The sequence below is a fragment of the Carboxylicivirga taeanensis genome (assembly GCF_051851475.1).
Taxonomy (GTDB): domain Bacteria; phylum Bacteroidota; class Bacteroidia; order Bacteroidales; family Marinilabiliaceae; genus Carboxylicivirga; species Carboxylicivirga taeanensis.
The window spans coordinates 75,962-98,294 of the sequence record NZ_JBPUSJ010000001.1; the positions used below are offsets into that span (position 1 = coordinate 75,962).

Consider the following 22,333-nt stretch of genomic DNA (forward strand, 5'->3'; position numbering starts at 1 on the left):
TATAAGGAAGTCAGTTGTGCTATTATTCGAGTACAACATAATGATTCGCAAATAATTGATAATTAGAATACAATATCAAGTGCTATGAGATTAAATACCACAGTTATATTAGCTGTCTTGGCTTTTAGCTTAGTAGGCTTATCGTCATGTAGTAAAAGTGGTGGAAACAAAACCGTTTCTTCTGCAACAGGTTGGGAGTACAACAATCCCGACTTTGGTGGTTTTGAATACAAATCTGGCTATGAACAAGAAACCGGCCCTGGATTAGTTTTTATTGAAGGAGGTACCTTTATTATGGGACGCGTTGAGCAAGATGTTCTATATGAATGGAATAATGCTCCACGCAGAGTCACTGTACCATCGTTCTATATGGATGAAACAGAAGTAAGAAACATTGACTATTTAGAGTACCTCTTCTGGATTAACCGGGTTTATGTTGATTACCCAGAGGTTTATCGCAAAGCTCTGCCTGACACCCTTGTATGGCGTCGTCCGATGGCATATAACGAGCCAATGGTAGAAAACTACCTTCGCCACCCGGCTTATGCAGAATATCCGGTTGTTGGTGTTAGTCACATTCAGGCACAAGACTATTGTAAGTGGCGTACGGACCGCGTTAACGAAATGATATTGGTTGATGAGGGCATTTTAGAGCTGGATGTGAACCAAATGGGAGAAAACAACTTCAATACAGAAGCCTATCTTTACGGACAATACGAAGGTATTCAAGGTAAAAATCCAGTAGAAGACTTAAACCCCAATAACGACACACGTCGCGTAAGATGGGATGATGGTATCTTACTACCTCGCTACCGCCTCCCCACCGAAGCCGAATGGGAATATGCAGCACTAGGACTGATTGGTAACTCATATGATGAGCGAATGACCAACCGCCGCATCTACCCTTGGGATGGTCACATTACCCGTAACTCCAGTAAAAAAGAACGTGGCCGAATGATGGCTAACTTTGTGAGAGGAACTGGTGACATGATGGGTATGGCCGGAGACCTGAATGACGGAGGAGACATTACTGTTGATGTGAAATCATACTACCCGAACGACTATGGTTTATATTGCATGGCCGGTAATGTAAATGAGTGGGTAGGCGATGTATACCGCCCATTATCTTTCGAGGACATGGATGAGTTCAGTCCTTTCCGTGGAAACGTATTCCAGCAAAAAGTATTAGATGAAGAAGGCTTCATTGTTGAAAAAGATAGCTTAGGACGTATTCGTTACCGCAACGAAGAAGATAAAGACATCCTAAACAGAAAGAATTACCGCACTGCTGACAACCGCAACTATGCCGATGGAGATGCCATATCAAATGCGGCCATTGGTACAGACTGGAACAGCCTTGACGCCAACACCAACTCTATGTATGCTGGCTCTCCAAACAGCAGTCTGGGAAGTTTGGTATCAGACCGCTCAAGAGTCTACAAAGGAGGCGGCTGGAGAGACCGCGCCTATTGGTTATCTCCTGGTACACGTCGTTACCTGGATGAAAGAGAAAGCCGTGATGACTTAGGATTCCGATGTGCCATGACACGAGTAGGAAGCCCGATAAGTGGAAAGAAATAGTTCTTATAGCAGAATAATATCAAGAGGCCAGCCAATTTAGGTTGGCCTTTTTTTATATTTTTGCTTATCAGAAAAAATCAAATATACATTCCTGCAATGAGTCAAATAGCATCTATCTACCAGGCCTTTTTATCTACTAAAGGCGCCTCTACCGACAGCAGAAGTGACAACAAAGACCGCATGTTTTTTGCCCTTAAAGGAGCTAACTTTAACGGCAATAAATATGTAAAAGATGTGCTGAAGACCGGAGCTGCCTATGCGGTGGCAGATGACCCAATGCTGCAAGATACAAGGAATGTTTTTATTGTAGAGGATGTATTATCCACCCTACAAGCCTTAGCCCGGTTTCACCGCCGGCAACTTAACATCCCCATTTTAGCCATTACAGGCACTAATGGTAAAACTACTACAAAAGAGCTGGTAGCTGCCGTTTTATCCCAAAAATACCAAATAGCAGCAACGGCAGGGAATTTTAACAACCACATTGGGGTTCCTCTAACGCTTTTAAGCATGGATAAATCAGTTGAACTGGGTGTAGTCGAAATGGGAGCTAATCACATTGGTGAAATCGACGCATTGTGCCAAATTGCTGAACCAAACTATGGCCTCATTACCAATGTGGGTAAAGCGCACCTGGAAGGTTTTGGTTCATTTGAAGGGGTAAAAACAGCCAAAGGAGAATTGTATCACTACCTTAAAAAGAATAATGGACTTGTTTTTATAAATAACGATAATCCCCATCTGACTCAAATGGCCCAGGGTGTTACAAACACTATCGAATATGGCATTTCGCAAGGAATGGTTACCGGCCATTTGACTTCAGAACATCCATTCATAAGCGTTAAATGGCAGATTGACCAACTGACGGAAATAAACACACCTACTCAATTAATTGGCGCTTATAATCTGGAAAACATCCTCTCCGCCATTTGCATTGGACACCAACTGGGTGTTGATACCACTGCCATCCATCAAGCCATTGCCACCTACACCCCCACCAATAACCGTTCGCAATTTATTCAGTCGGCACGCAACCAAATTATTATGGATGCCTATAACGCGAATCCTTCCAGCATGCAGGTAGCTCTGCTTAACTTTGCGAATATCGATACAACTAACAAAGTTTTGATACTGGGCGGCATGAAAGAACTTGGCAGCGATAGTGAAACGGAACACCAGAAACTAATTAAAAACATTGAAAGCTTGCCTGTTTCGAAGGTGCTGCTGGTGGGTGATGAATTTAAGAACATGCTTCCTCAGAAAAGCATTTTTCAGCACTTTAGCTCAACCGACCAGCTTATTGCAGCATTAAAATCGGCTCCATTAGAAAATGCCTGCATATTAATTAAAGGATCGCGCAGCAATAAACTCGAAAGTCTGCTGCCTTACCTCTAGTTGATGTGAAAATGCTTTAACTGACTGAATTTACGCAAGCCTTTTAGGTAGAAAGCCCATATAATGCTTTGCGGATACACCTCATGATGTTTTGTTTTTACAATGCCTGCGGCCAGTTCCTTGCGTCGCCTGATAACGTCAGGCAATCTCCTGTAAAAATCGAGATGCGCCCGCAAAACAGCCATAAAAAAGCTAAATTCCCCTTTAAACAGAAAATGCAAGCCGGCAACACCATCTAAAACCATTCGTCCCAGCAGAACCGGGAAAAGGCGTTTACCTCGCAGGTTTTTCACCAGCATTATCAGGTTATTCCTAAAGTTGAGAAAAGCTTTACGGGCACTTTGCTGGCTGAGTGTGGCCCCACCTACATGTTGCACCTCCGACGCCGGGTATACATATATTTGATGCCCCATATTCTTTAAACGCCAGCACAGGTCAATCTCCTCCATATGCGCAAAAAAGGACTCATCCAATCCCCCAGCAGATAAATAAAGCTCAGAACGAATCATGAGTGCTGCCCCAGTGGCCCAAAATACGGGTAAGGGTTGGTCATACTGTCCATCATCCTTTTCGATACTATTCAGGATGCGCCCCCTACAAAAAGGATAGCCAAACAGGTCGATATAACCTCCCGCCGCCCCAGCATACTCAAACATTTCGGGCTCATTAAAGGCTCTTACTTTTGGCATGCAAGCGCCTAATTCAGGCCGTTGATTCATGGCTTCAATTAAAGGAATCAACCAATTGGTCTGAGGTGCAACATCACTGTTTAGCAACACAAAGTAATCGGCTTTAATTTGTTGCAAGGCTTTATTATAGCCGCCTGCGAAACCGTAATTTTTATCCAACTGAATGAGCGATATCTTCGGGAAGTGGTTTTTCAGAAATGCCACACTATCGTCTGTAGAAGCATTATCTGCAACAATCACTTCGACACCTTCGTGCTGTGAGTTTTCAATAACTACAGGTAAAAACTTTTCAAGCAGGGCATGCCCATTCCAGTTTAGTATAACAACAGCGGTTTTAATCATTAGCCTACTTATTTCTTAGTTTTCAATCACTCTGGTTTCTGAATACTTCCACCGTTTATGCGACCACAACCAGTCTTCCGGCTTTTCATTGATGATGTCCTCCAGGCATTTTAGATGCATTTCGGTGATTTCATACTCTTTTGTGAGCTCCGCCTGATCTGCTAAAGGAATAACATCAACCCGATAGTAACCGCGCTTTACTCGTGTCATTTTCAGAAAAACGACAGTGGCCTTAAATGCCTTTGCCATTTTCTCAGGACCCAAAAGAACAGCTGTATTCTGGTTCAAAAACTTTGTCCAGTATTGAATGGTTTTTCGGTCGGGCGACTGATCGGCTATCAGACCAATAATAAAGTTTTTATTTTGTCGCTTTATTTTAACAATTTCACGCATGGTGTTGCGCATGGTAAAATTTAAACTTCCCCAACGACTTCTGAGTTTCAGCATGTACTTGTCAAACTCTTTATTCTTAAGCGGGCGATAGGTGGCACACGAAACAGCATCGGAGTATAAGGAGAGAGCAGGTATCCACTCCCAACAGCAATAATGCCCCATAATGGCAACAACATCTTTGTTTTCTTTTGCCTTCTGGTTGACATAGTCCATATTGGTAAAAACAACACGCTTTCGTATTTGCCTCTCACTCATGGACTGCAGCTTAATTGTTTCGATAAGAATATCGCAAAAGCCACGGTAAAACTTAAGTCGGATTTCGCGCAGCTCATCCCTTGTTTTCTCTGGAAAAGCATAACGCAGGTTTTCATTAATCACATGTCGCCGGTAACCTATCAGGCGAATGATTTGGTAAAGAAGATCGGAATATAAGTAAAGTATAAAAAAAGGTTGTAAGCTAAACAACCACAAAAAACCTAAAGCAAAATAGTTTCCAAGCTTTTTCATTCTTATCTGACAATATGATTAACGATTTGCTTAAACTCTCTGAATGTTGCGGCATTAGTTGCAATTATCTCCTTCCCGAAAATATAATCACTCCCTCCTTCAAAATCGCATACTTTGCCTCCGGCTTGCTGCACCAAAAAAGCACCTGCTGCCACATCCCATGCTTTAAGGTTATACTCATAAAACGAATCGAAACGACCGCAAGCAACATAAGCCAGATCGGTGGCTGCCGAACCCAGGCGTCTTAATCCTCTGGAGTGTTCCATAAAATAGCGAACCGAATTCATAAACCCATCTAAACGCGAGTAATCAGAATAAGGAAAACCAGTAGCAATTAAACTGTCTTTCACACTTGGAGTATCGGACACACGCACTTCTTTTCCATTTAAAAACACCGGTGCCCCTTTGTAGGAATAAAAGCACTCGTCCAAGCCTATTTCGTAAATAACACCAAGCACCAGCTGCTGCCCTTCCATTAATGCAATACTTATGGCATAAGGTGTTAATCCGTGAATAAAATTCGTTGTCCCATCAATGGGATCGATTACCCAGTTATACACCTCACCTCTTTCAGAGGATGTGCCTTCCTCAGCAATGAATCCGCTTTGCGGCAATAGCTCTTTAAGGGCAGATACAATGCGCTGTTCCGATGCTTTATCAACCTGCGTCACAAAGTCATTACTCCCTTTTACCTCAACATCAACAGCATTGATTTGGCGTTGTTTTTTGATATACTCTCCTGTTTGTTTGGCAATTTCACAAACACGGCTGCATATTTCCTGATAGTTCATAATGATTATTTTAGTTGACCAGCCATACAAAAGGTATCAAATGAAAGATGCTTCAGCTCAACCTGTTTGATTTGGTTAGTCAAACCAGCATCAAAGGGCACCTCCACCTTTATATAATTGGGAGTAAAGCCATTGATCATCCCTCCATTATCACTCCCTTCGAACAACACGGGCATATCTGCTCCGATAAATTGTTTATAAAAGTGACGGGTCTTCTTTTCTGATAATTCGTGCAATATTTTGCTGCGCTCTTTTCGGGTAGCTACCGGCACCACCTCCTCAATCTTTAAGGCTTGCGTATTGGGCCTTTCAGAATAGGTGAAAACATGCAACTGTGCAACATCTAAATCGGCAAGAAACTGGTGAGTCGTCATAAAATCTTCGTCAGACTCTCCCCTAACGCCCACAATCACATCCACACCAATAAATGCTTGTGGAATAAGGCTATTGATTTGCGTTATTTTGGAACGAAACAGCTCGGTATCATACTTGCGCTTCATCAGCTTCAGCACCTTATCGGAGCCCGATTGCAAAGGAATATGAAAATGTGGCATAAACTTTTTTGAACTGGCCACAAACCTGATAATTTCATCTGTCAGTAAGTTCGGTTCAATGGACGATATTCGGTACCGCTCAATACCTTCAACTTGCTCAAGCTGCTGGATAAGCTGTAAAAACGTCTCGCCATTGGCACTTCCAAAATCACCAATATTAACTCCGGTCAGAATAATCTCTTTAGCTCCGCCAGCTGCGGCTTTCCGGGCCTGCTCCATGGTATTCGCAATGGTATCGCTCCGACTTCGTCCACGTGCAAACGGAATGGTGCAGTAACTGCAAAAATAGTCACATCCATCTTGCACCTTCAGGAAGCATCGCGTACGATCGCCAAAGGAATAAGAAGGCTTAAACTCCTTATTTTTCCCAATTTGTCCGGCATGAACAGTGGCTTTTTCGCCCTTTTTAAAATCTTCAATATAACTGAGTATATCAAACTTTTCATTGGAACCTAAAACCAGATCCACCCCTTCAATCTTGGCCACATCTTCCGGTTTTAACTGCGCAAAACAGCCAGTAACCACAATAAAAGCGTTCGGATTTTGCTTTATTGCCTTTCGTATAACCTGCTTACATTTCTTATCCGCCAGTTCTGTCACCGAGCAGGTGTTAAACAAATACACGTCGGCCGGTTCCGATATATCCACCTTCGCAAACCCAGCCTCCACCATGGCACGAGCCACCGTTGAGGTTTCACTAAAATTCAGCTTACAGCCAAATGTGTGAAATGCTACCTTCTTATTTTCAAATACCGAATTATCAATCATTGCTCTATAAAGAAAGCTGCAAAGGTAGCAAAAATGACTTTAGACCATAGCTATTTACCTTCTGTTCGTATGCAGATAAGCATTCTGAAACCAATAACAGACTGACAAGAGATATCTGTAGTCCTACAAGAGGTCTGAAGCCAGCTCGGCCAGATAACTACGCTCGCCTTTCATCAAGTTAACATGTGCAAAAATTTCCTGCCCCTTCATCTTATCTGTCAGATAGGCTAAGCCATTGGACTGCATATCCAGATACGGTGAGTCAATCTGCTGCACATCCCCTGTAAACACCATCTTAGTGCCTTCCCCGGCACGGGTGATAATCGTCTTCACTTCATGAGGTGTCAGGTTTTGTGCTTCATCAATTATAAAAAATGCATCGGATAAGCTGCGCCCACGGATATAAGCTAAAGGTGTAATCACCAGCTGCTCATTTTTCAACATGTCATCCACAGTATGCACTTCTTTACTCGTGGCCTTAAATCTGCTTTTTATTACTCCCAAATTATCAAATAAAGGTTGCATGTAAGGCCCAATCTTCTCGCTAATGTCACCAGGCAAAAAACCTAAGTCGCGGTTAGCAAGAGGCACAATCGGACGGGCTAAAAGAATTTGATTGTACTGCTGATGCTGCTGCAGCGCTGCCGCCAGAGCCAACAAAGTTTTCCCGGTTCCAGCCTTACCTGTTAATGAAACTAGTTTAATATCGGGATTTAAGAGGGCATTCAGTGAAAAGGTTTGCTCTGCATTGCGAGGCTCAATTCCGTAGGCTCCATGCTTTTCAACCCGACGAATCAATCCAGAGATGGCATCATGTTGAGCCAACACAGATTGGGTCCCATTTCTCAGCACAAAATACTGATTAGCTGGCAGTTTATCTTTAATCGGAAAATCACTCACTGGAATACCCTGATTCTGATATAATGCTTCTATAAGTGCACTGTCAAAATCCTCATGAATTTCCACCCCTTTATCAAGTATATCAATATTCTTAACCTTATCATTCTCATAATCCTCCGCCTTTACCCCTAAGGATTTCGCTTTGAGACGTAGGTTAATATCTTTGGTAATTAGCACTGTTAGCCGCTTCGGAAATGTGGATTTCACATGAAGGGTGATTGCCAGTATGCGATGATCGGCCGTATTTTCACTAAAAGATTCTTTCATCACTTCGGGAATAGGTTTCCCCGTTGCCACAAAAAGTTTACCTTTTTTAGCACCGAGTGGGATGCCTTCTTTAAAAACCTTCTCCCCCGCCATTTTATCCATTTCCCGGGCAAACTCGCGTGCCTGAAAATTAATTAGATCATTGCCCTTTTTAAAACGATCGAGCTCTTCCAATACAACAATCGGAATAATCACATCATTTTCCTCAAAGTTGTATATACATTTGTGGTCGTGCAAAAGCACGTTTGTATCAAGTATAAAAAGTTTTTTAGCCATACTATAAGGTTTTGTTTCTCTTAAAGATAAAGAAAAAAAGGCCGCTAGAAGGAGAATAAGCAATATTTTTGCCGTATGAATTACAAAGAAACTCTCGACTTTTTATTTGCCCAACTACCAATGTATCAACGAGTGGGCAAAGCTGCATATAAAGCTGACTTAACAACTACACAGGCTTTGGATAGTTATTTTAAGCATCCGCACAAAGCCTACAAAACCATACACATTGCCGGCACCAACGGGAAGGGTTCTGTTTCGCACAGTGTGGCATCCGTATTGCAAGAAGCCGGTTACAAGGTCGGACTTTACACTTCGCCTCACCTGAAAGATTTTCGTGAGCGCATTCGTATTAACGGACAAATGCTTCCGGAACAGGAAGTCGTAGACTTTGTAGCGAAGCACAAAAAGATGATTGAGCAACTTCAACCCTCTTTCTTTGAAATGACCGTAGCAATGGCATTCGAATATTTTAGGCAGGAAGCCGTTGATGTGGCAGTTATTGAGGTAGGCATGGGAGGACGTCTTGACTCGACCAACATCATCACCCCAGAAGTAGCAGCTATCACAAATATAGGCCTGGATCACACGGCCTTTTTAGGTGATTCTCTTGACAAAATTGCCGCAGAAAAGGGAGGAATCATCAAAAAGAACGTCCCCCTTATTATTGGCCAGACTCAAGCTGAAACAGCCACCGTATTCGAGGCGATTGCCAGGGATAAAGGCACCAAAATCACCTTTGCAGATCAACTGTTGAAAGTAGCTACCGCCACGCTCTCTATCGATGAAAGGCAGGTTTTCCAAATTTACAAAAACGAGGCGCCTGCCTATGATGATTTAAAACTTGACTTGCTTGGCGCCTATCAGCAAAAAAATATTCTAACCACATTAGCCATCATCGAACAACTACAAAAAGGCACGTTCTCCATTTCGCGTGATAACATTTACGCGGGACTGAATAAGGTGGTATCCAATACAGGATTGCTCGGACGCTGGCAGTATTTGGGTTATAACCCACGCATCATATGCGACACGGGGCATAACCTGGATGGGATGCAAATGTTGGTTGAACAAATGATGAGCACGCCCCACAAACAGCTTCATATTGTACTCGGGATGGTGAACGATAAAGATCACGCTGCAGTATTGAGCATATTACCGAAACAGGCCCAATATTACTTTACCAAGGCAGCCATTCCCCGAAGCCTCAACGAAGATTTATTAAAAGATTTGGCAGAAAAAATGCAGTTATCGGGTTGTAGCTACCCAAATGTTCATCTGGCACTCAATGCTGCAAAAAAAAATGCAGGTGCCAACGATTTGATTTTCATCGGTGGAAGCACATTTATAGTAGCCGATGCACTAGAAAAGTATTAAATAAATTTGGAGGTAATGAAAAAGAGCCATACATTTGCATCGCTTTTCTAAGGAGACAGGCACTGGGGCGATTAGCTCAGTTGGTTTAGAGCACTTGGTTTACACCCAAGGGGTCGGGGGTTCGACTCCCTCATCGCCCACCAACTAATGATTGAACGAAATCATTAACGTAATTTACTGGATTACCTGAAAATATTCAGGGCGATTAGCTCAGTTGGTTTAGAGCACTTGGTTTACACCCAAGGGGTCGGGGGTTCGACTCCCTCATCGCCCACCATTATTAAAAGCAACATATATTTCAGGGCGATTAGCTCAGTTGGTTTAGAGCACTTGGTTTACACCCAAGGGGTCGGGGGTTCGACTCCCTCATCGCCCACTTTAGAAGGAGAAGCAGTTATTGTTTCTCCTTTTTTGTTTATACTGCTTTTCTTTATCAAGAGCTCTTCCTTTGTTCTTTTCTTATCGCTACTTTTGCAATAAAATCAAAAAGTAAAAAACATGTCTGACGATAAAAAAATCATATTCAGTATGGTTGGGGTAAGTAAAACCTTCCCTCCTCAAAAAAAAGTACTGAATAACATCTACTTGTCGTTCTTTTACGGTGCCAAAATTGGTATCATCGGTTTGAACGGCTCTGGTAAATCAACCCTGTTAAAGATTATTGCTGGTGTTGAAAAAAACTACCAGGGCGATGTAGTTTTCTCTCCCGGCTATTCAGTTGGCTACCTGGAGCAGGAGCCTCAGCTGGATGAAAATAAAACTGTTCGACAGGTGGTTGAAGAAGGCGTTCAGGAAGTGGTTGACACACTTAAAGCCTATGAGGCCGTTAACGAAAAATTTGCTGATCCAGAAGTACTGGAAAATCCGGATAAGATGCAGGCCTTAATGGATGAGCAAGCCAAGTTACAGGAACTGATTGATCAGCACGATGCCTGGAACCTTGACACCAAGCTTAACCGTGCCATGGATGCACTACGCTGCCCACCAGAAGACCAACCCATTAAAGTTCTTTCGGGTGGTGAAAAACGCCGTGTAGCTCTTTGCCGTCTGCTTCTTCAAGAACCTGACATCCTGCTGCTCGATGAGCCTACTAACCACCTTGATGCCGAATCGGTGCAGTGGCTGGAGCAACACCTGCAGCAGTACAAAGGAACGGTTATTGGCATTACCCACGACCGCTACTTTCTGGACAATGTAGCTGGCTGGATACTGGAACTTGATCGCGGAGAAGGTATTCCTTGGGAAGGCAACTACTCATCGTGGTTGGATCAGAAAACCAAACGCATGGCCAATGAAGAGAAACAAGCTTCGAAACGCCGTAAGACACTGGAGCGAGAGCTGGAATGGGTTCGTATGGCACCTAAGGCCCGTCATGCCAAGAATAAGGCACGTTTAAGTGCTTACGACAGCTTACTCAAAGAAGATGTTAAAGAGAAAGAGGAAAAACTGGAGATATTTATCCCGAACGGTCCTCGCCTAGGCGAAAAGGTGATTGAGGCCCATGGGGTGGCAAAAGCGTTTGGTGACAAGCTCCTGTTTGAAGATCTCGAATTTACCCTCCCAAAAAACGGCATTGTTGGTGTAATTGGTCCCAATGGAGCTGGTAAAACAACTCTCTTCCGCCTGATAATGGGGCTTGAAAAAGCGGATGCCGGAACTTTTGAGGTGGGTGAAACTGTTAAAGTGGCGTATGTGGATCAATCGCACGACGACATCATCCCGGGAAAAACTGTTTATGAAGTCGTCTCTCAAGGCGATGAACTGCTGCGCATGGGTAACAAAGAGGTGAATGCCCGCGCCTACCTGTCGCGTTTTAACTTTGCAGGGAATGACCAGCAGAAGAAATGTGAAGTACTCTCGGGTGGTGAGCGTAATCGCCTTCATCTGGCCATGGCTCTGAAAGAAGAAGGCAACGTACTGCTTCTGGATGAGCCGACCAACGACATTGATGTGAACACGCTTCGTGCACTGGAAGAAGGTCTGGAGGATTTTGCCGGCTGTGCAGTAGTAATATCTCACGACCGCTGGTTCCTGGACCGTGTAGCAACACATATTTTAGCATTCGAAGGCGAGTCGAAGGTATACTTTTTCGAAGGTTCGTACTCAGAGTATGAAGAGAATAAGAAACGACGACTGGGTGATACCACCCCACACCGTATTCGCTACAAGAAACTTATCAAATAGCATTAAAACATTACAGCGCGGAGGAGACTGTTTCTACAACAGCCTCCTCTGTATTGTATTCCCCAATAGACCGATGAATGTAATACATCGGCACAGCTCCCTTCTTTCCTTTCACCTTGCGTGGCACACGTGTTACCAGCTTATAGGCTTTTGATAAAGGCTTACTTAAACTTTCTGAAACATTTATTTGCATGGGCTCACACATACTCTGAAAACGGGAGGCCATGTTAACCGTTTCTCCAAATATATCGAAGTTAAGATTACTCTTACTTACCGAACTGCCAATGATATCGCCATTATAAAGGCCAATCTTTAACTCCCATTGTATTTCATTCGTCCTGTTGCGCTCCATCACATACTCCCTGATTTTCACAGCTGCCGAAGCCGCTTCAATCTCAATATTATCAGGTGTATAAAACATTCCACATACTGCAATATAAGCATCACCAACTGTTTTAATACGCGTACAAAAGTGCTGATCCACTACTGCATCGAAGCCATTAAACAATTCGTGCAACTCTTTTAACAGAACGGCTGGCGACATTCTACCTGTTTTAACGGTAAAGTCTACCATATCAACAAAAATAGCGACACAATCTTTATAGCGTCGGGGAGGAATCGAGCCATACTCTTTTATTTGCATAAGAATAGGCAGTGGCAAAATGGATTTTAGAATACGTTCGTTTTGTTGGTTGGCCAGGTTTAAATGGTTGGCATGGTCTTTAAGCGATTTATAATTGGAGTAATTTCGCAGCACCGCTTCACTACGGGCCACCAGCTCTTCCTGATGAATTGGCTTTTTAATAAAGTCGGCTGCTCCTTCTCCAAAGGCCTGCTCTATCTTATCTGAAAAGCTCACCCCGGAGACTAAAATAACCGGAAGCTCTTTGGTGATATTGTTTTTCTTTAATGTCCTAAGCACCTCCAGGCCTGTCATATCGGGCATCTCCCAATCAAGCAGAATCAAATCAGGCTGATGGAGTGCCGCTTGCCTGCAGGCGTCCACTCCGTCGTTGGCTACCAGAATATTCCTGAACGGCTCATGCCTGGTCAAAGCTATTCGCAGCAATTCGCTTTCAAGCAGCGAATCATCAACTATTAAAATTGTAATACCCATTTTAATTCAACTAATCAAACCTAATTATTTTTACGCGCAAGCAGCCAAAAGTTAACAGCTGAATGACTAATGAAGTGTTTTAATTGATAAACTTTGTATTTTTACCAGTAAAGCCATAAAACACATACCATGCTCATTGACGACGCACTGTTAAATACCTTATCGCAAAACGCTAAAAATTCGCCGCGCAAAAGAGTGAATCATAACATTCACACATCAGAAGATGATCTGTTGCAAAGGATGATTAACGTATTGCAACCAGGAAGCTACGTCAGGCCGCACAAACATGAACAGCCTGCCAAACGTGAGGCTTTCATTATACTAAGCGGCAGCCTGTTGGTGGTTCTATTTGACGAATCAGGGGAGTTGGCAAATAGCTATGTTCTAAGCCGGGACAAGGGGAACTATGGTATTGAGATACCTCCAGGCACCTACCATACAATTATTGCTTTGGAAGCCAACACGGGTGTTTATGAGCTAAAGGATGGTCCCTATGATCCGGTTAGCGATAAACACTTTGCCAGTTGGGCACCACCAGAAACGGATGACGCTGCTGCCGATTACCTAAGACTGATAATTAAAAAAGCTACTCTCTCATAGGGAATTGAGAGAGTAGCTAGAATGTTTGAATCGGGAAACCATAAAGGATTAACTATTACAAAAGTATCCGGTACGGCCATCATTTTAAAAAAAACCACTGGTAGGATTGTGGTACTTCTGGTCTTTTTGAGTTAAATTTGTTTATCTGAATCATTTTATGTTAAAATGAGATATTTAGGAACCTCCATAAATACGCTAAAAGATAACGAAGCAATTATCGTTGCTAAGCTCAACGGTCAAATCGTTGCGGTTAATGATGCGGCTGTTGCCATGTATCAGTATCCCTCTATACAGGCGTTTAAAAAGCAGAACCTGAGAGACCTGATGCCTGAGGATTTTAACCAGTTCTTTCCTGAGATAATGACCTCTGAACACCTAAATATCAAAAGCTACAAAACCCATGTAAACCGGCGGTGCAACGGCGACCTGTTTGCCTGCAAACTGCATACCCACTACAAAACCATTAAAGATACCAAGTATCTTGTTGGGCATGTGATTGAGATTAAAGAGGAGGTGGATCTGGAAAAAATCCGACTCGAACAAAACATCATCGTCTTACAACGCGAACTCGAAGCCGAGCGGAATAAAAACTTTCAGCGTAGCTACCACGAAACGAGCACTCTGCTGGCTAAAGCACATCCCATATTGAGTGCCAACGATATTAAAGTTTGCCATTTCTTACTGCAAAACTATAACACAAAGGCAATTGCTAATGAGCTGAATATTACTGTAGATGGCGTATTTGCCGCCCGCAAACGCATCCGAAAAAAACTACAGCTGAGCCCCGGTGATGAGCTTAATAAGGTTCTGTTGCAATCAATTAGTGCAGTAGAATCCAACAACTAACACCCACAAAGCGTTATAAATTAAAGGGGATTAAGATGCACCTTAACCCCCTTTTAAAAATTCAACTTCAACTATTTGGCCGGTTCCCAGAAACAGCGCTTGGGTGAAATAATTTTATTTTCGGCCTTTAGTTGCTTCATTGCTTTTTCAACTTCTTTTCGTTCCAGACCCGATAAGTCGACAATATCGCCTGTTCGAACAGGTTTGTCAGCTTTTTTCATGGCGTCCAGCACAGTTACTTCATTTGACATTTTTCTGGTTTTAAAATGAATACTAGTTCGTCGATATATTGACAAAATCACCTGATACTTTGTTTCAGAAAAATTAAATATGCTGGCTTGTTGCATAAGCTCTGTATTCCCTAGAGACGCATCCTTTCCGCATTAGACATCTTGCAATAAAAATGCAGACTGCGAAACAGAACGTCATAATATGAACTATTGAGAAACATCCACACGGTAATCAGTCTCTGAAAAACCACAATAAGCCATGAACAAACATTAACCACAACCTGGAAAGAGCTAATAAGGCACGACCAAGGAGTAATAATGATGTGCAAGTTGGCAAGAAGGCACAATCAGTAAGTAATAACGATGTGGAAAGAAGCAAGAAGGCAGGGACAACGAGCAATAACGATGTAGAAATCGGTAAGCAGGCACAAACAATGGGCAATAACGTCGTGAAAAGACGCAAGAAGCGCGAGCAAGTAGCGAGTTGCTTTGCTGGTGGATCAATTTCAACAAACTGGGTCCTCCCGTTCCGATTTGTATCATAAACATAAGACCTGGTGAAACAAAAAGCTTATTTTAGCAGTCACTAATTTAAGTGAAAAGGACGATGAACTCTTCGCTATTTCAGGTTCCCTGGAAGAAATTTCTTTTGTGAACAAAAAGGCCCTGCTGGCCATCTGATTGTTTTTTTAATCAACTGCGGCAGGTTATTGATAACTTGACATCAAAATAAAATGCAGCACTTTTTTGTGGCTATTTTAGCGCTGGTTTCAATTTCTAATGAACAAGCTTTTACAGCGAAGCCTATAATACCTGACGCGGTTAAGAAAATAACAATTACTGATGATTATTCGCTGCTGTATGCTTTAAAAATAGCTCCTTCAAGCTGTTCCGAAACATTGTCGCATGGGCCAATAACCATTACCGACAGTTTAATTATTAACAACCTGGTAGCCTTAGCAAACAAGAGTGTTGCAACAAAAAAAGAAGAAGTACAGGACATTTGTTTTAAAGTCACTTTTCACTTACCGGATGAAACTTTAAAATTATGCATGAATTGTGGCGATTCGGCTCAAATGTATATCGAGGGAAAAGCCTACGAGTATAATGCTGCCGTTTATAACTGTATTACAAATATAATCGAGGCCTCTGGAGTTAGCGCGCCAAATAAAAGCATATTGCCACCCGGTTTTTACGCCAGGGTTGTGGTGAATGGGATGATAAGAAGCGAAGAGCTCACAAAAAGTCATTCGGACATTATGGTTAGGATATCCACCACGAGTTATTCTAATGGCCATTTTATAAAGGAAACAAAGGAATTAAAGGTGAATCAGCAGGGTGGGTTTCGCGTTGAATTCGATGTGGCCAATAAAGTTGAAGTCGCCTACCTTCGAAATAATTCGGTACTCAAGCACGAAACATATGTTCTCAGCTCCAACATGCTGCAAATTGATACTGAATTATGAGTTAGCCGGTAACGCAAAACAATTTGTTTCGACCTAATCTGATTAACTCAGTAGATAAAAATCCATACTAATGCAGCTCGTTGTGGCATTATAATTGTCAATTTACCCAATCAAAAAACTGACCATTTTTTTAAAAAGCTAAATACGAAATCGCTTACCTTTACATAAAAAAGGAACGTTGCATGATAACTGCTGTTTTGTTAGTTATAACAGGGTTTGTCGCCTTAATATTTGGGGCGAACTGGCTGGTGGACGGAGCATCAGCCTTAGCCAAAAAATACAAAATACCGGATTTGGTGATTGGCTTAACGATTGTGGCGTTTGGCACCTCAGCTCCCGAATTAGTTGTTAACAGCATTGCCTCTGTAAAGGGCTACTCCGACATTGTACTGGGCAACATTATTGGAAGCAACAACTTCAACTTGTTTATTATTCTCGGATTAGCCGGATTAATTTTCCCTATTAAGGTGCAATCTTCAACAGCCTGGAAAGAAATCCCTATTTCTTTGATGGCCTCAATAGGAATATTGCTACTGCTTAATGATTTTCATTTATCAGGACCAAGCTATTCGAGCCGGATAGATGGCTTAATAATGCTGCTCTTTTTTTGTTTTTTCATGTATTACGTGTTTAAACAGATGAAAAATGATCCTCAAACGATTACTCCCGAAAATCAAAAATCTACACTGAAAATCTGGAGTTTGATTGTTATTGGCTTAGTAGGATTAATAGCAGGAGGCCAACTGGTGGTGACCAACAGTGTAGTGATTGCCCAAGACCTGGGAGTTAGCGAAAAAATAATAGGTCTAACCATTGTTGCTGCCGGAACATCATTGCCCGAACTGGTAACATCCATTGTTGCCGCCACCAAAAAAAACAGCGACATCGCCATAGGGAATGTTATTGGCTCCAACGTTTTCAATCTACTTCTGATCTTATCAATCAGTTCCATCATACATCCAATTGAATATAACCCAAAGTTTAATTTGGACTTGGGGATTTTGATTGGAGGAACCATTTTTTTATTGACGTCAATGCTCACCGGACAAAAGAAAAAATTGGATCGATGGGAAGCCGGAATCCTGTTCGCTTTTTACTTCGGATATACAGCCTATTTAGTTTTAATAGAGCTATAACAATTCGCAAATTATCCATTATTAAAGAGTCCCTTATTGATTTTGCCTCCGGCAAGGCCAGTTATTAACACCACATAAGGTAATCGGAGCCTTTCAATAATGCGTTACAAACGCTCTATTTACTTCAAGACATACTCGGCCGCAAAACAATCGCCTCTTTGTCCTAATCACCAACACTACGCACTCTCTACACTTTTTAGTATCTTTGCCCCGGTTTATTCAAACCTAGTTAATACGAATAGCAAAACAAAAGTTAGATATGGCTCAAAAACCAAGCATTCCAAAGGGAACCAGGGATTTTTCACCCGTAGAAATGGTGAAACGCAATTACATTTTTGATACGGTTAAAGGCGTATTTCAAAAGTATGGCTACCTGCCGATTGAAACGCCGGCCATGGAAAACCTGAGCACCCTGCTTGGAAAATACGGTGAAGAAGGTGATAAGCTCTTATTCAAAATCCTTAATTCGGGCGATTACTTAAAAAAGGCAGATGCCGGTTTACTGGCCGAAAAAGCCTCCAACAAAGTAATGTCGCAAATAAGTGAAAAAGGCTTACGCTACGATTTAACGGTGCCGTTTGCACGCTTTGTGGTGCAGCACCAAAACGAAATCAGCTTTCCGTTTAAACGCTACCAGATACAGCCTGTTTGGCGGGCCGATCGCCCCCAGAAAGGACGCTACCGCGAATTTTTCCAGTGCGATGTAGATGTGGTGGGCAGTAATTCGCTGCTTAACGAGGTGGAGCTGATACAAATTGTTGACGAAGTATATCGTTTGCTGAATATTAATGTGGTGCTGAAACTCAATAACCGCAAGATTCTTTCTGGTATTGCAGAAATCATCGATGCATCAGATAAGATTGTGGACATTACTGTAGCCATCGATAAACTGGATAAGATAGGCCTGGAAAAAGTCAATGAAGAACTGGCTTCGAAAGGACTATCAACCGAAGCTATTGATACCATACAGCCCATTATCATGCTCAGCGGATCCAACCGCGAAAAAGTAGCTAAACTGCGTGAAGTACTTGGCTCCTCTGAAATTGGTTTAAAAGGGGTGGATGAACTGGAAGTTGTCCTGGACTATCTAGACGTACTCCAGTTAGATTTAGAAGTTGAACTGGACCTGACACTGGCGCGTGGTCTTAACTACTACACCGGTGCCATTTTTGAAGTAAAAGCGAAAGATGTAGCCATTGGCAGCATCACCGGCGGTGGACGCTATGACGACCTGACCGGCATCTTCGGCTTGAAAGATGTATCTGGCGTGGGTATCTCCTTTGGAGCTGACCGCATCTACGATGTGATGAACCAGCTGGAGCTGTTCCCTAAAGCCGATGGGGCTAAAACACGGGCCATGTTTGTTAACTTTGGAGGTGAAGATGAATTGTATGCCTTGCAAATGCTCAATGAGGTGCGCAAAGCAGGCATTAACGCCGAGCTGTTTCCCGATGCAGTTAAAATGAAAAAGCAGATGAACTACGCCAACAAAAAGGAGATCCCATTTGTACTGTTGGCCGGCGAGGAAGAAAGAAACGCCAAAACCATCACTGTCAAAAACATGGAAAGTGGCGAGCAAAGCCAGCTTACTGTTGACGAATTGATCAAAGTCATCAGCATTTAATAAAGAAATTATCTATGTTTGCGGGTAAGGTATAATATTACTTTACCCGCTTTTTTATGGGCCGAATTTTAAAAAACAGAACACAACTCTTTATCTCCTTTGGCGGCGATATCCGCTGCCCCTGAGGTCGCAGACCTTTTTGTTATGAGGCAATAATCGCAGCAGGCTATGCCTGTGATGACGCCATGCCGCATTCCCCCTCTGCCTGCGGCATCTCCCCAAGCGGAGAATTAATGTACATGACATAAAGAAAGCAGGAAATTCTTCCCTTGGGAAAGTGCCTGAGAGGCGATGGGAGAATCACCCACGCTAGCGAATAATCCAATTAAACAACCAGGCTGACAATAGCTACCAGCTAATAATCAGCATCTAGAAGCTAAAAACCATGCAAAAGACATTTGAAATATCACCAGCCCCTCTTTCTTTCGAAATAATCGAAACAATTCTGAAAGAAGGCTATCACCTTGCATTATCAGACGAAGCGATAAAGCGCATTGAGCATTGCAAGCAGTACCTCGACAATAAAGTAGCCAACCACGATGGCCCCGTTTATGGCATCAACACGGGTTTTGGTGCTCTGCACAACATCTCCATTTCAACCGATGACTTAAGTAAACTGCAGGAAAACCTGGTGATGAGCCATGCTTGCGGCATAGGTCGGGAAGTACCACGTGATGTGGTAAAACTGATGCTGATGCTTAAAATTCATGCACTTAGTTTGGGTAATTCGGGCGTTCAGCTACAAACCGTACAACGCCTCTGCGATTTCTTTAATAATGGCATATACCCAATCGTATTTGAGCAAGGCTCACTGGGAGCATCGGGCGATTTGGCGCCTTTAGCTCACTTGTTTTTGCCATTAATAGGACATGGCGAAGTGCATTACAAAGGTGAACTGCGACAAGCCGCCGACGTACTGGCCGAAAATAACTGGGAACCTATTAAGCTGGGAGCAAAAGAAGGACTCGCTTTGCTTAATGGAACGCAGTTTATGAGCTCACACGCCGTGTATACGCTTCTTAAAGCCTTCCGCCTGTCGAAATACGCCGATATTATTGCCGCTACTTCGCTGGACGCCTTTGACGGTCGCATTGAGCCTTTCTTCCCGCAGTTACATGCTGTGCGCCCGCACCCCGGACAAATCGAAACGGCTCGTAACATTAAAGCTCTGCTCGAAGGCAGTGAGCTCATTAGACGCGAAAAGAAACACGTACAGGACCCCTACTCCTTCCGTTGTGTGCCGCAGGTACATGGTGCCATTAAAGACGCCATTAATTACGTAGCCAACGTAGTACTTACCGAAATTAACTCGGTAACCGATAACCCAATGGTATTTCCTGAAGACGATATGATTGTTTCGGGAGGAAACTTCCACGGTGAACCACTGGCTTTGGCCATGGATTTTCTGTCCATCGCCATGAGTGAAATAGGCAGTATCTCTGAGCGACGCACCTATCGATTAATATCAGGTGAACGTGGCCTGCCTGAGTTCCTGGTGGCGAATCCCGGTCTGAATAGTGGCTTTATGATTCCGCAGTATTCCGCAGCATCCATTGTGAGCCTGAATAAGCAAATGGCCACCCCATCATCGGTTGATAGCATTCCGTCATCTAACGAGCAGGAAGATCACGTGAGTATGGGAGGTAACGCCGCCACCAAAGCGCTGAAAATAGCTGATAATGTGGAACGCGTATTGGCCATTGAGCTATTTAACGCATCGCAGGCCATGGACTTCCGTCGCCCAGCCAAAACTTCGCCTTTCCTAGAAGACTTTTTGGCGCAATACCGTCAGCGCGTCGATTTCGTGAAAGAAGACAAAATCATGTACAAAGAAATTGAGAAGAGTGTTGAGTTCTTGCAAAACGGCGAATTTGGAGAGTTTGGTGAATAATACAGCTGACCTCCAGAGCTTATTAGTTGCCATCAAGTAAGACCCCCTCATTGCCTGATGGCACCCCAATAACGAGGACCTGCATACCAAGCATAGCAAGGAAAGAACAAAAAGGATCGCATTATTCACGTGCGATCCTTTTTTTATGACAGTTTACGTACCGGCATCTTATCGATGCCAAGGAAGTTATTAAAAAAACCACTACTTTTGCAGCTCAAAACAAAAGAGTAAACAATTAAGACTTAATATAATGGCATTACAGTGCGGAATCGTTGGTTTACCCAACGTTGGAAAATCAACCCTATTCAATTGTTTATCGAATGCCAAAGCGCAATCGGCAAACTTCCCTTTTTGTACCATTGAACCCAATGTGGGTGTTATTACTGTACCTGATGAGCGATTGGTGAAACTGGAAGAGCTGGTTAAGCCCCAGCGCGTGGTTCCTACAACCGTAGAAATTGTTGACATTGCCGGATTGGTAAAAGGTGCCAGCAAGGGTGAAGGACTGGGCAATAAATTCCTGGCCAACATCCGCGAAACAGATGCCATCATCCATGTATTACGTTGCTTCGATGATGATAATGTAACGCATGTAGACGGAAGCATTGACCCAGTGAGAGACAAAGAAATTATCGATCTGGAACTACAGTTCAAAGACCTTGAAACGGTTGAAGCACGTCTTCAGAAAACAGAAAAAGCAGCCAAGGCATCGAAAGACCAGGACGCTAAAAAGCTGGTTGAAGTTCTTTATCGCTATAAAGAAGCTTTTGAGAACGGCAAGTCGGCCCGCACAGTTGAGCTAAGCGAACATGAGCAGAAAGTCACTAAAGACCTGTATTTGCTCACCAACAAGCCAGTAATGTATGTGTGTAATGTGGATGAATCGTCGGTAGTTGATGGCAACCAACACGTAGAAGCTGTTCGCGAAGCGGTTAAAGATGAAAACGCTGAAATACTAATTATCGCCGCTAAAACTGAGTCGGAAATTGCGGAGCTGGAAACCTTTGAAGAGCGTCAGGAATTTTTGGAAGACATGGGACTGAAAGAATCGGGTGTATCCAAACTGATTCGCTCAGCATACAAATTACTGAATCTCCAAACCTACTTTACTGCAGGTGTTAAAGAAGTGCGTGCCTGGACCTTCCACAAAGGCTTTTGTGCGCCACAAGCTGCCGGAGTTATTCACAGTGATTTTGAAAAAGGATTTATCCGGGCAGAGGTGATTAAATACGAAACATTTGTTGAGTTGGGCTCAGAATTAGCCTGTAAAGAAGCCGGCAAAATGAGTGTTGAGGGAAAAGACTACGTGGTGCAGGATGGCGACATAATGCACTTCCGTTTCAATGTATAAATAGATACAAGACTCTATACGCGATTAAGTTCGCTTATAGAAATAGGATAA

At 43.0% G+C, this 22,333-nt stretch carries 18 protein-coding genes and 3 tRNA genes; 14 read left to right on the forward strand and 7 right to left on the reverse strand.

Features of this window, described 5'->3' with window-relative positions; all coding sequences use genetic code 11:
* Nucleotides 1-84 precede the first annotated feature (84 nt).
* Both gldJ and ACSX1H_RS00335 read left to right on the forward strand, forming a co-directional pair.
* The gene (gene gldJ / locus ACSX1H_RS00330) at nt 85-1,581 is read left to right on the forward strand and encodes a gliding motility lipoprotein GldJ (protein WP_439181532.1); all 1,497 of its coding nucleotides are present in this window, start codon (nt 85-87) and stop codon (nt 1,579-1,581) included.
* 96 nt (nt 1,582-1,677) lie between these two features.
* Nucleotides 1,678-2,976 carry a UDP-N-acetylmuramoyl-tripeptide--D-alanyl-D-alanine ligase gene (locus tag ACSX1H_RS00335; RefSeq protein ID WP_439181533.1) on the forward strand — a complete coding sequence of 433 codons (1,299 nt, stop codon included), beginning with the start codon at nt 1,678-1,680 and terminating at the stop codon, nt 2,974-2,976.
* Here ACSX1H_RS00335 and ACSX1H_RS00340 read toward each other — a convergent pair.
* From ACSX1H_RS00340 to ACSX1H_RS00360, 5 genes are all read right to left on the reverse strand, one after another.
* Nucleotides 2,973-4,007, reverse strand: a complete 1,035-nt coding sequence (locus tag ACSX1H_RS00340; RefSeq protein ID WP_439181534.1) for a glycosyltransferase family 2 protein — start codon at nt 4,005-4,007, stop codon at nt 2,973-2,975. The genes ACSX1H_RS00335 and ACSX1H_RS00340 overlap by 4 nt on opposite strands.
* Before the next feature lie 15 nt (nt 4,008-4,022).
* On the reverse strand, nt 4,023-4,907 hold the full coding sequence (locus tag ACSX1H_RS00345) for a lysophospholipid acyltransferase family protein (protein ID WP_439181535.1): 885 nt from the start codon (nt 4,905-4,907) through the stop codon (nt 4,023-4,025).
* A 2-nt stretch (nt 4,908-4,909) separates the two neighbouring features.
* Nucleotides 4,910-5,698 carry an inositol monophosphatase family protein gene (locus ACSX1H_RS00350; RefSeq protein ID WP_439181536.1) on the reverse strand — a complete coding sequence of 263 codons (789 nt, stop codon included), beginning with the start codon at nt 5,696-5,698 and terminating at the stop codon, nt 4,910-4,912.
* Between the two features lie 5 nt (nt 5,699-5,703).
* On the reverse strand, nt 5,704-7,020 hold the full coding sequence (gene mtaB / locus ACSX1H_RS00355) for a tRNA (N(6)-L-threonylcarbamoyladenosine(37)-C(2))-methylthiotransferase MtaB (RefSeq protein ID WP_439181537.1): 1,317 nt from the start codon (nt 7,018-7,020) through the stop codon (nt 5,704-5,706).
* A gap of 123 nt (nt 7,021-7,143) precedes the next feature.
* Nucleotides 7,144-8,463, reverse strand: coding sequence for a PhoH family protein (locus ACSX1H_RS00360; RefSeq protein ID WP_439181538.1), 1,320 nt, complete (start codon nt 8,461-8,463; stop codon nt 7,144-7,146).
* Between the two features lie 75 nt (nt 8,464-8,538).
* Between ACSX1H_RS00360 and ACSX1H_RS00365 the strand changes: the two genes are divergently transcribed.
* The 5 genes from ACSX1H_RS00365 (at nt 8,539) to ettA (ending at nt 12,021) form a co-directional block, all read left to right on the forward strand.
* Nucleotides 8,539-9,837, forward strand: coding sequence for a bifunctional folylpolyglutamate synthase/dihydrofolate synthase (locus ACSX1H_RS00365; protein WP_439181539.1), 1,299 nt, complete (start codon nt 8,539-8,541; stop codon nt 9,835-9,837).
* 65 nt (nt 9,838-9,902) lie between these two features.
* A tRNA-Val gene (locus ACSX1H_RS00370) sits at nt 9,903-9,980 on the forward strand.
* Nucleotides 9,981-10,036: 56 nt separating this feature from the next.
* Nucleotides 10,037-10,114 (forward strand) — tRNA-Val (locus ACSX1H_RS00375).
* A 24-nt stretch (nt 10,115-10,138) separates the two neighbouring features.
* A tRNA-Val gene (locus tag ACSX1H_RS00380) sits at nt 10,139-10,213 on the forward strand.
* Between the two features lie 122 nt (nt 10,214-10,335).
* Nucleotides 10,336-12,021 carry an energy-dependent translational throttle protein EttA gene (ettA, locus tag ACSX1H_RS00385; RefSeq protein WP_439181540.1) on the forward strand — a complete coding sequence of 562 codons (1,686 nt, stop codon included), beginning with the start codon at nt 10,336-10,338 and terminating at the stop codon, nt 12,019-12,021.
* A 10-nt stretch (nt 12,022-12,031) separates the two neighbouring features.
* Here ettA and ACSX1H_RS00390 read toward each other — a convergent pair whose 3' ends face one another.
* Entirely contained in the window at nt 12,032-13,138 is a 1,107-nt protein-coding gene (locus ACSX1H_RS00390) for an adenylate/guanylate cyclase domain-containing protein (protein WP_439181541.1), read from the reverse strand.
* A 129-nt stretch (nt 13,139-13,267) separates the two neighbouring features.
* Here ACSX1H_RS00390 and ACSX1H_RS00395 point away from each other — a divergent pair, with 129 nt between their 5' ends.
* The gene (locus ACSX1H_RS00395; RefSeq protein WP_439181542.1) at nt 13,268-13,738 is read left to right on the forward strand and encodes a WbuC family cupin fold metalloprotein; all 471 of its coding nucleotides are present in this window, start codon (nt 13,268-13,270) and stop codon (nt 13,736-13,738) included.
* A gap of 165 nt (nt 13,739-13,903) precedes the next feature.
* Entirely contained in the window at nt 13,904-14,584 is a 681-nt protein-coding gene (locus tag ACSX1H_RS00400) for a PAS domain S-box protein (RefSeq protein WP_439181543.1), read from the forward strand.
* A gap of 71 nt (nt 14,585-14,655) precedes the next feature.
* Here the strand turns inward: ACSX1H_RS00400 and ACSX1H_RS00405 are convergent, their stop codons facing one another.
* Nucleotides 14,656-14,835 (reverse strand): hypothetical protein, encoded by a 180-nt coding sequence (locus tag ACSX1H_RS00405; RefSeq protein WP_439181544.1) that lies wholly within the window; start codon nt 14,833-14,835, stop codon nt 14,656-14,658.
* Nucleotides 14,836-15,548: 713 nt separating this feature from the next.
* Between ACSX1H_RS00405 and ACSX1H_RS00410 the strand changes: the two genes are divergently transcribed.
* The 5 genes from ACSX1H_RS00410 (at nt 15,549) to ychF (ending at nt 22,282) form a co-directional block, all read left to right on the forward strand.
* Complete coding sequence (locus ACSX1H_RS00410; protein ID WP_439181545.1) at nt 15,549-16,280, forward strand: hypothetical protein; 732 nt, start codon at nt 15,549-15,551, stop codon at nt 16,278-16,280.
* Between the two features lie 182 nt (nt 16,281-16,462).
* Nucleotides 16,463-17,416: a calcium/sodium antiporter gene (locus tag ACSX1H_RS00415; protein WP_439181546.1), complete on the forward strand. Its 954-nt coding sequence runs from the start codon at nt 16,463-16,465 to the stop codon at nt 17,414-17,416.
* Nucleotides 17,417-17,675: 259 nt separating this feature from the next.
* Nucleotides 17,676-19,040: a histidine--tRNA ligase gene (hisS, locus tag ACSX1H_RS00420; RefSeq protein WP_439181547.1), complete on the forward strand. Its 1,365-nt coding sequence runs from the start codon at nt 17,676-17,678 to the stop codon at nt 19,038-19,040.
* 385 nt (nt 19,041-19,425) lie between these two features.
* Nucleotides 19,426-20,931, forward strand: a complete 1,506-nt coding sequence (gene hutH / locus ACSX1H_RS00425; protein ID WP_439181548.1) for a histidine ammonia-lyase — start codon at nt 19,426-19,428, stop codon at nt 20,929-20,931.
* Nucleotides 20,932-21,181: 250 nt separating this feature from the next.
* Nucleotides 21,182-22,282, forward strand: coding sequence for a redox-regulated ATPase YchF (gene ychF, locus ACSX1H_RS00430; RefSeq protein WP_439181549.1), 1,101 nt, complete (start codon nt 21,182-21,184; stop codon nt 22,280-22,282).
* Nucleotides 22,283-22,333: the final 51 nt, after the last annotated feature.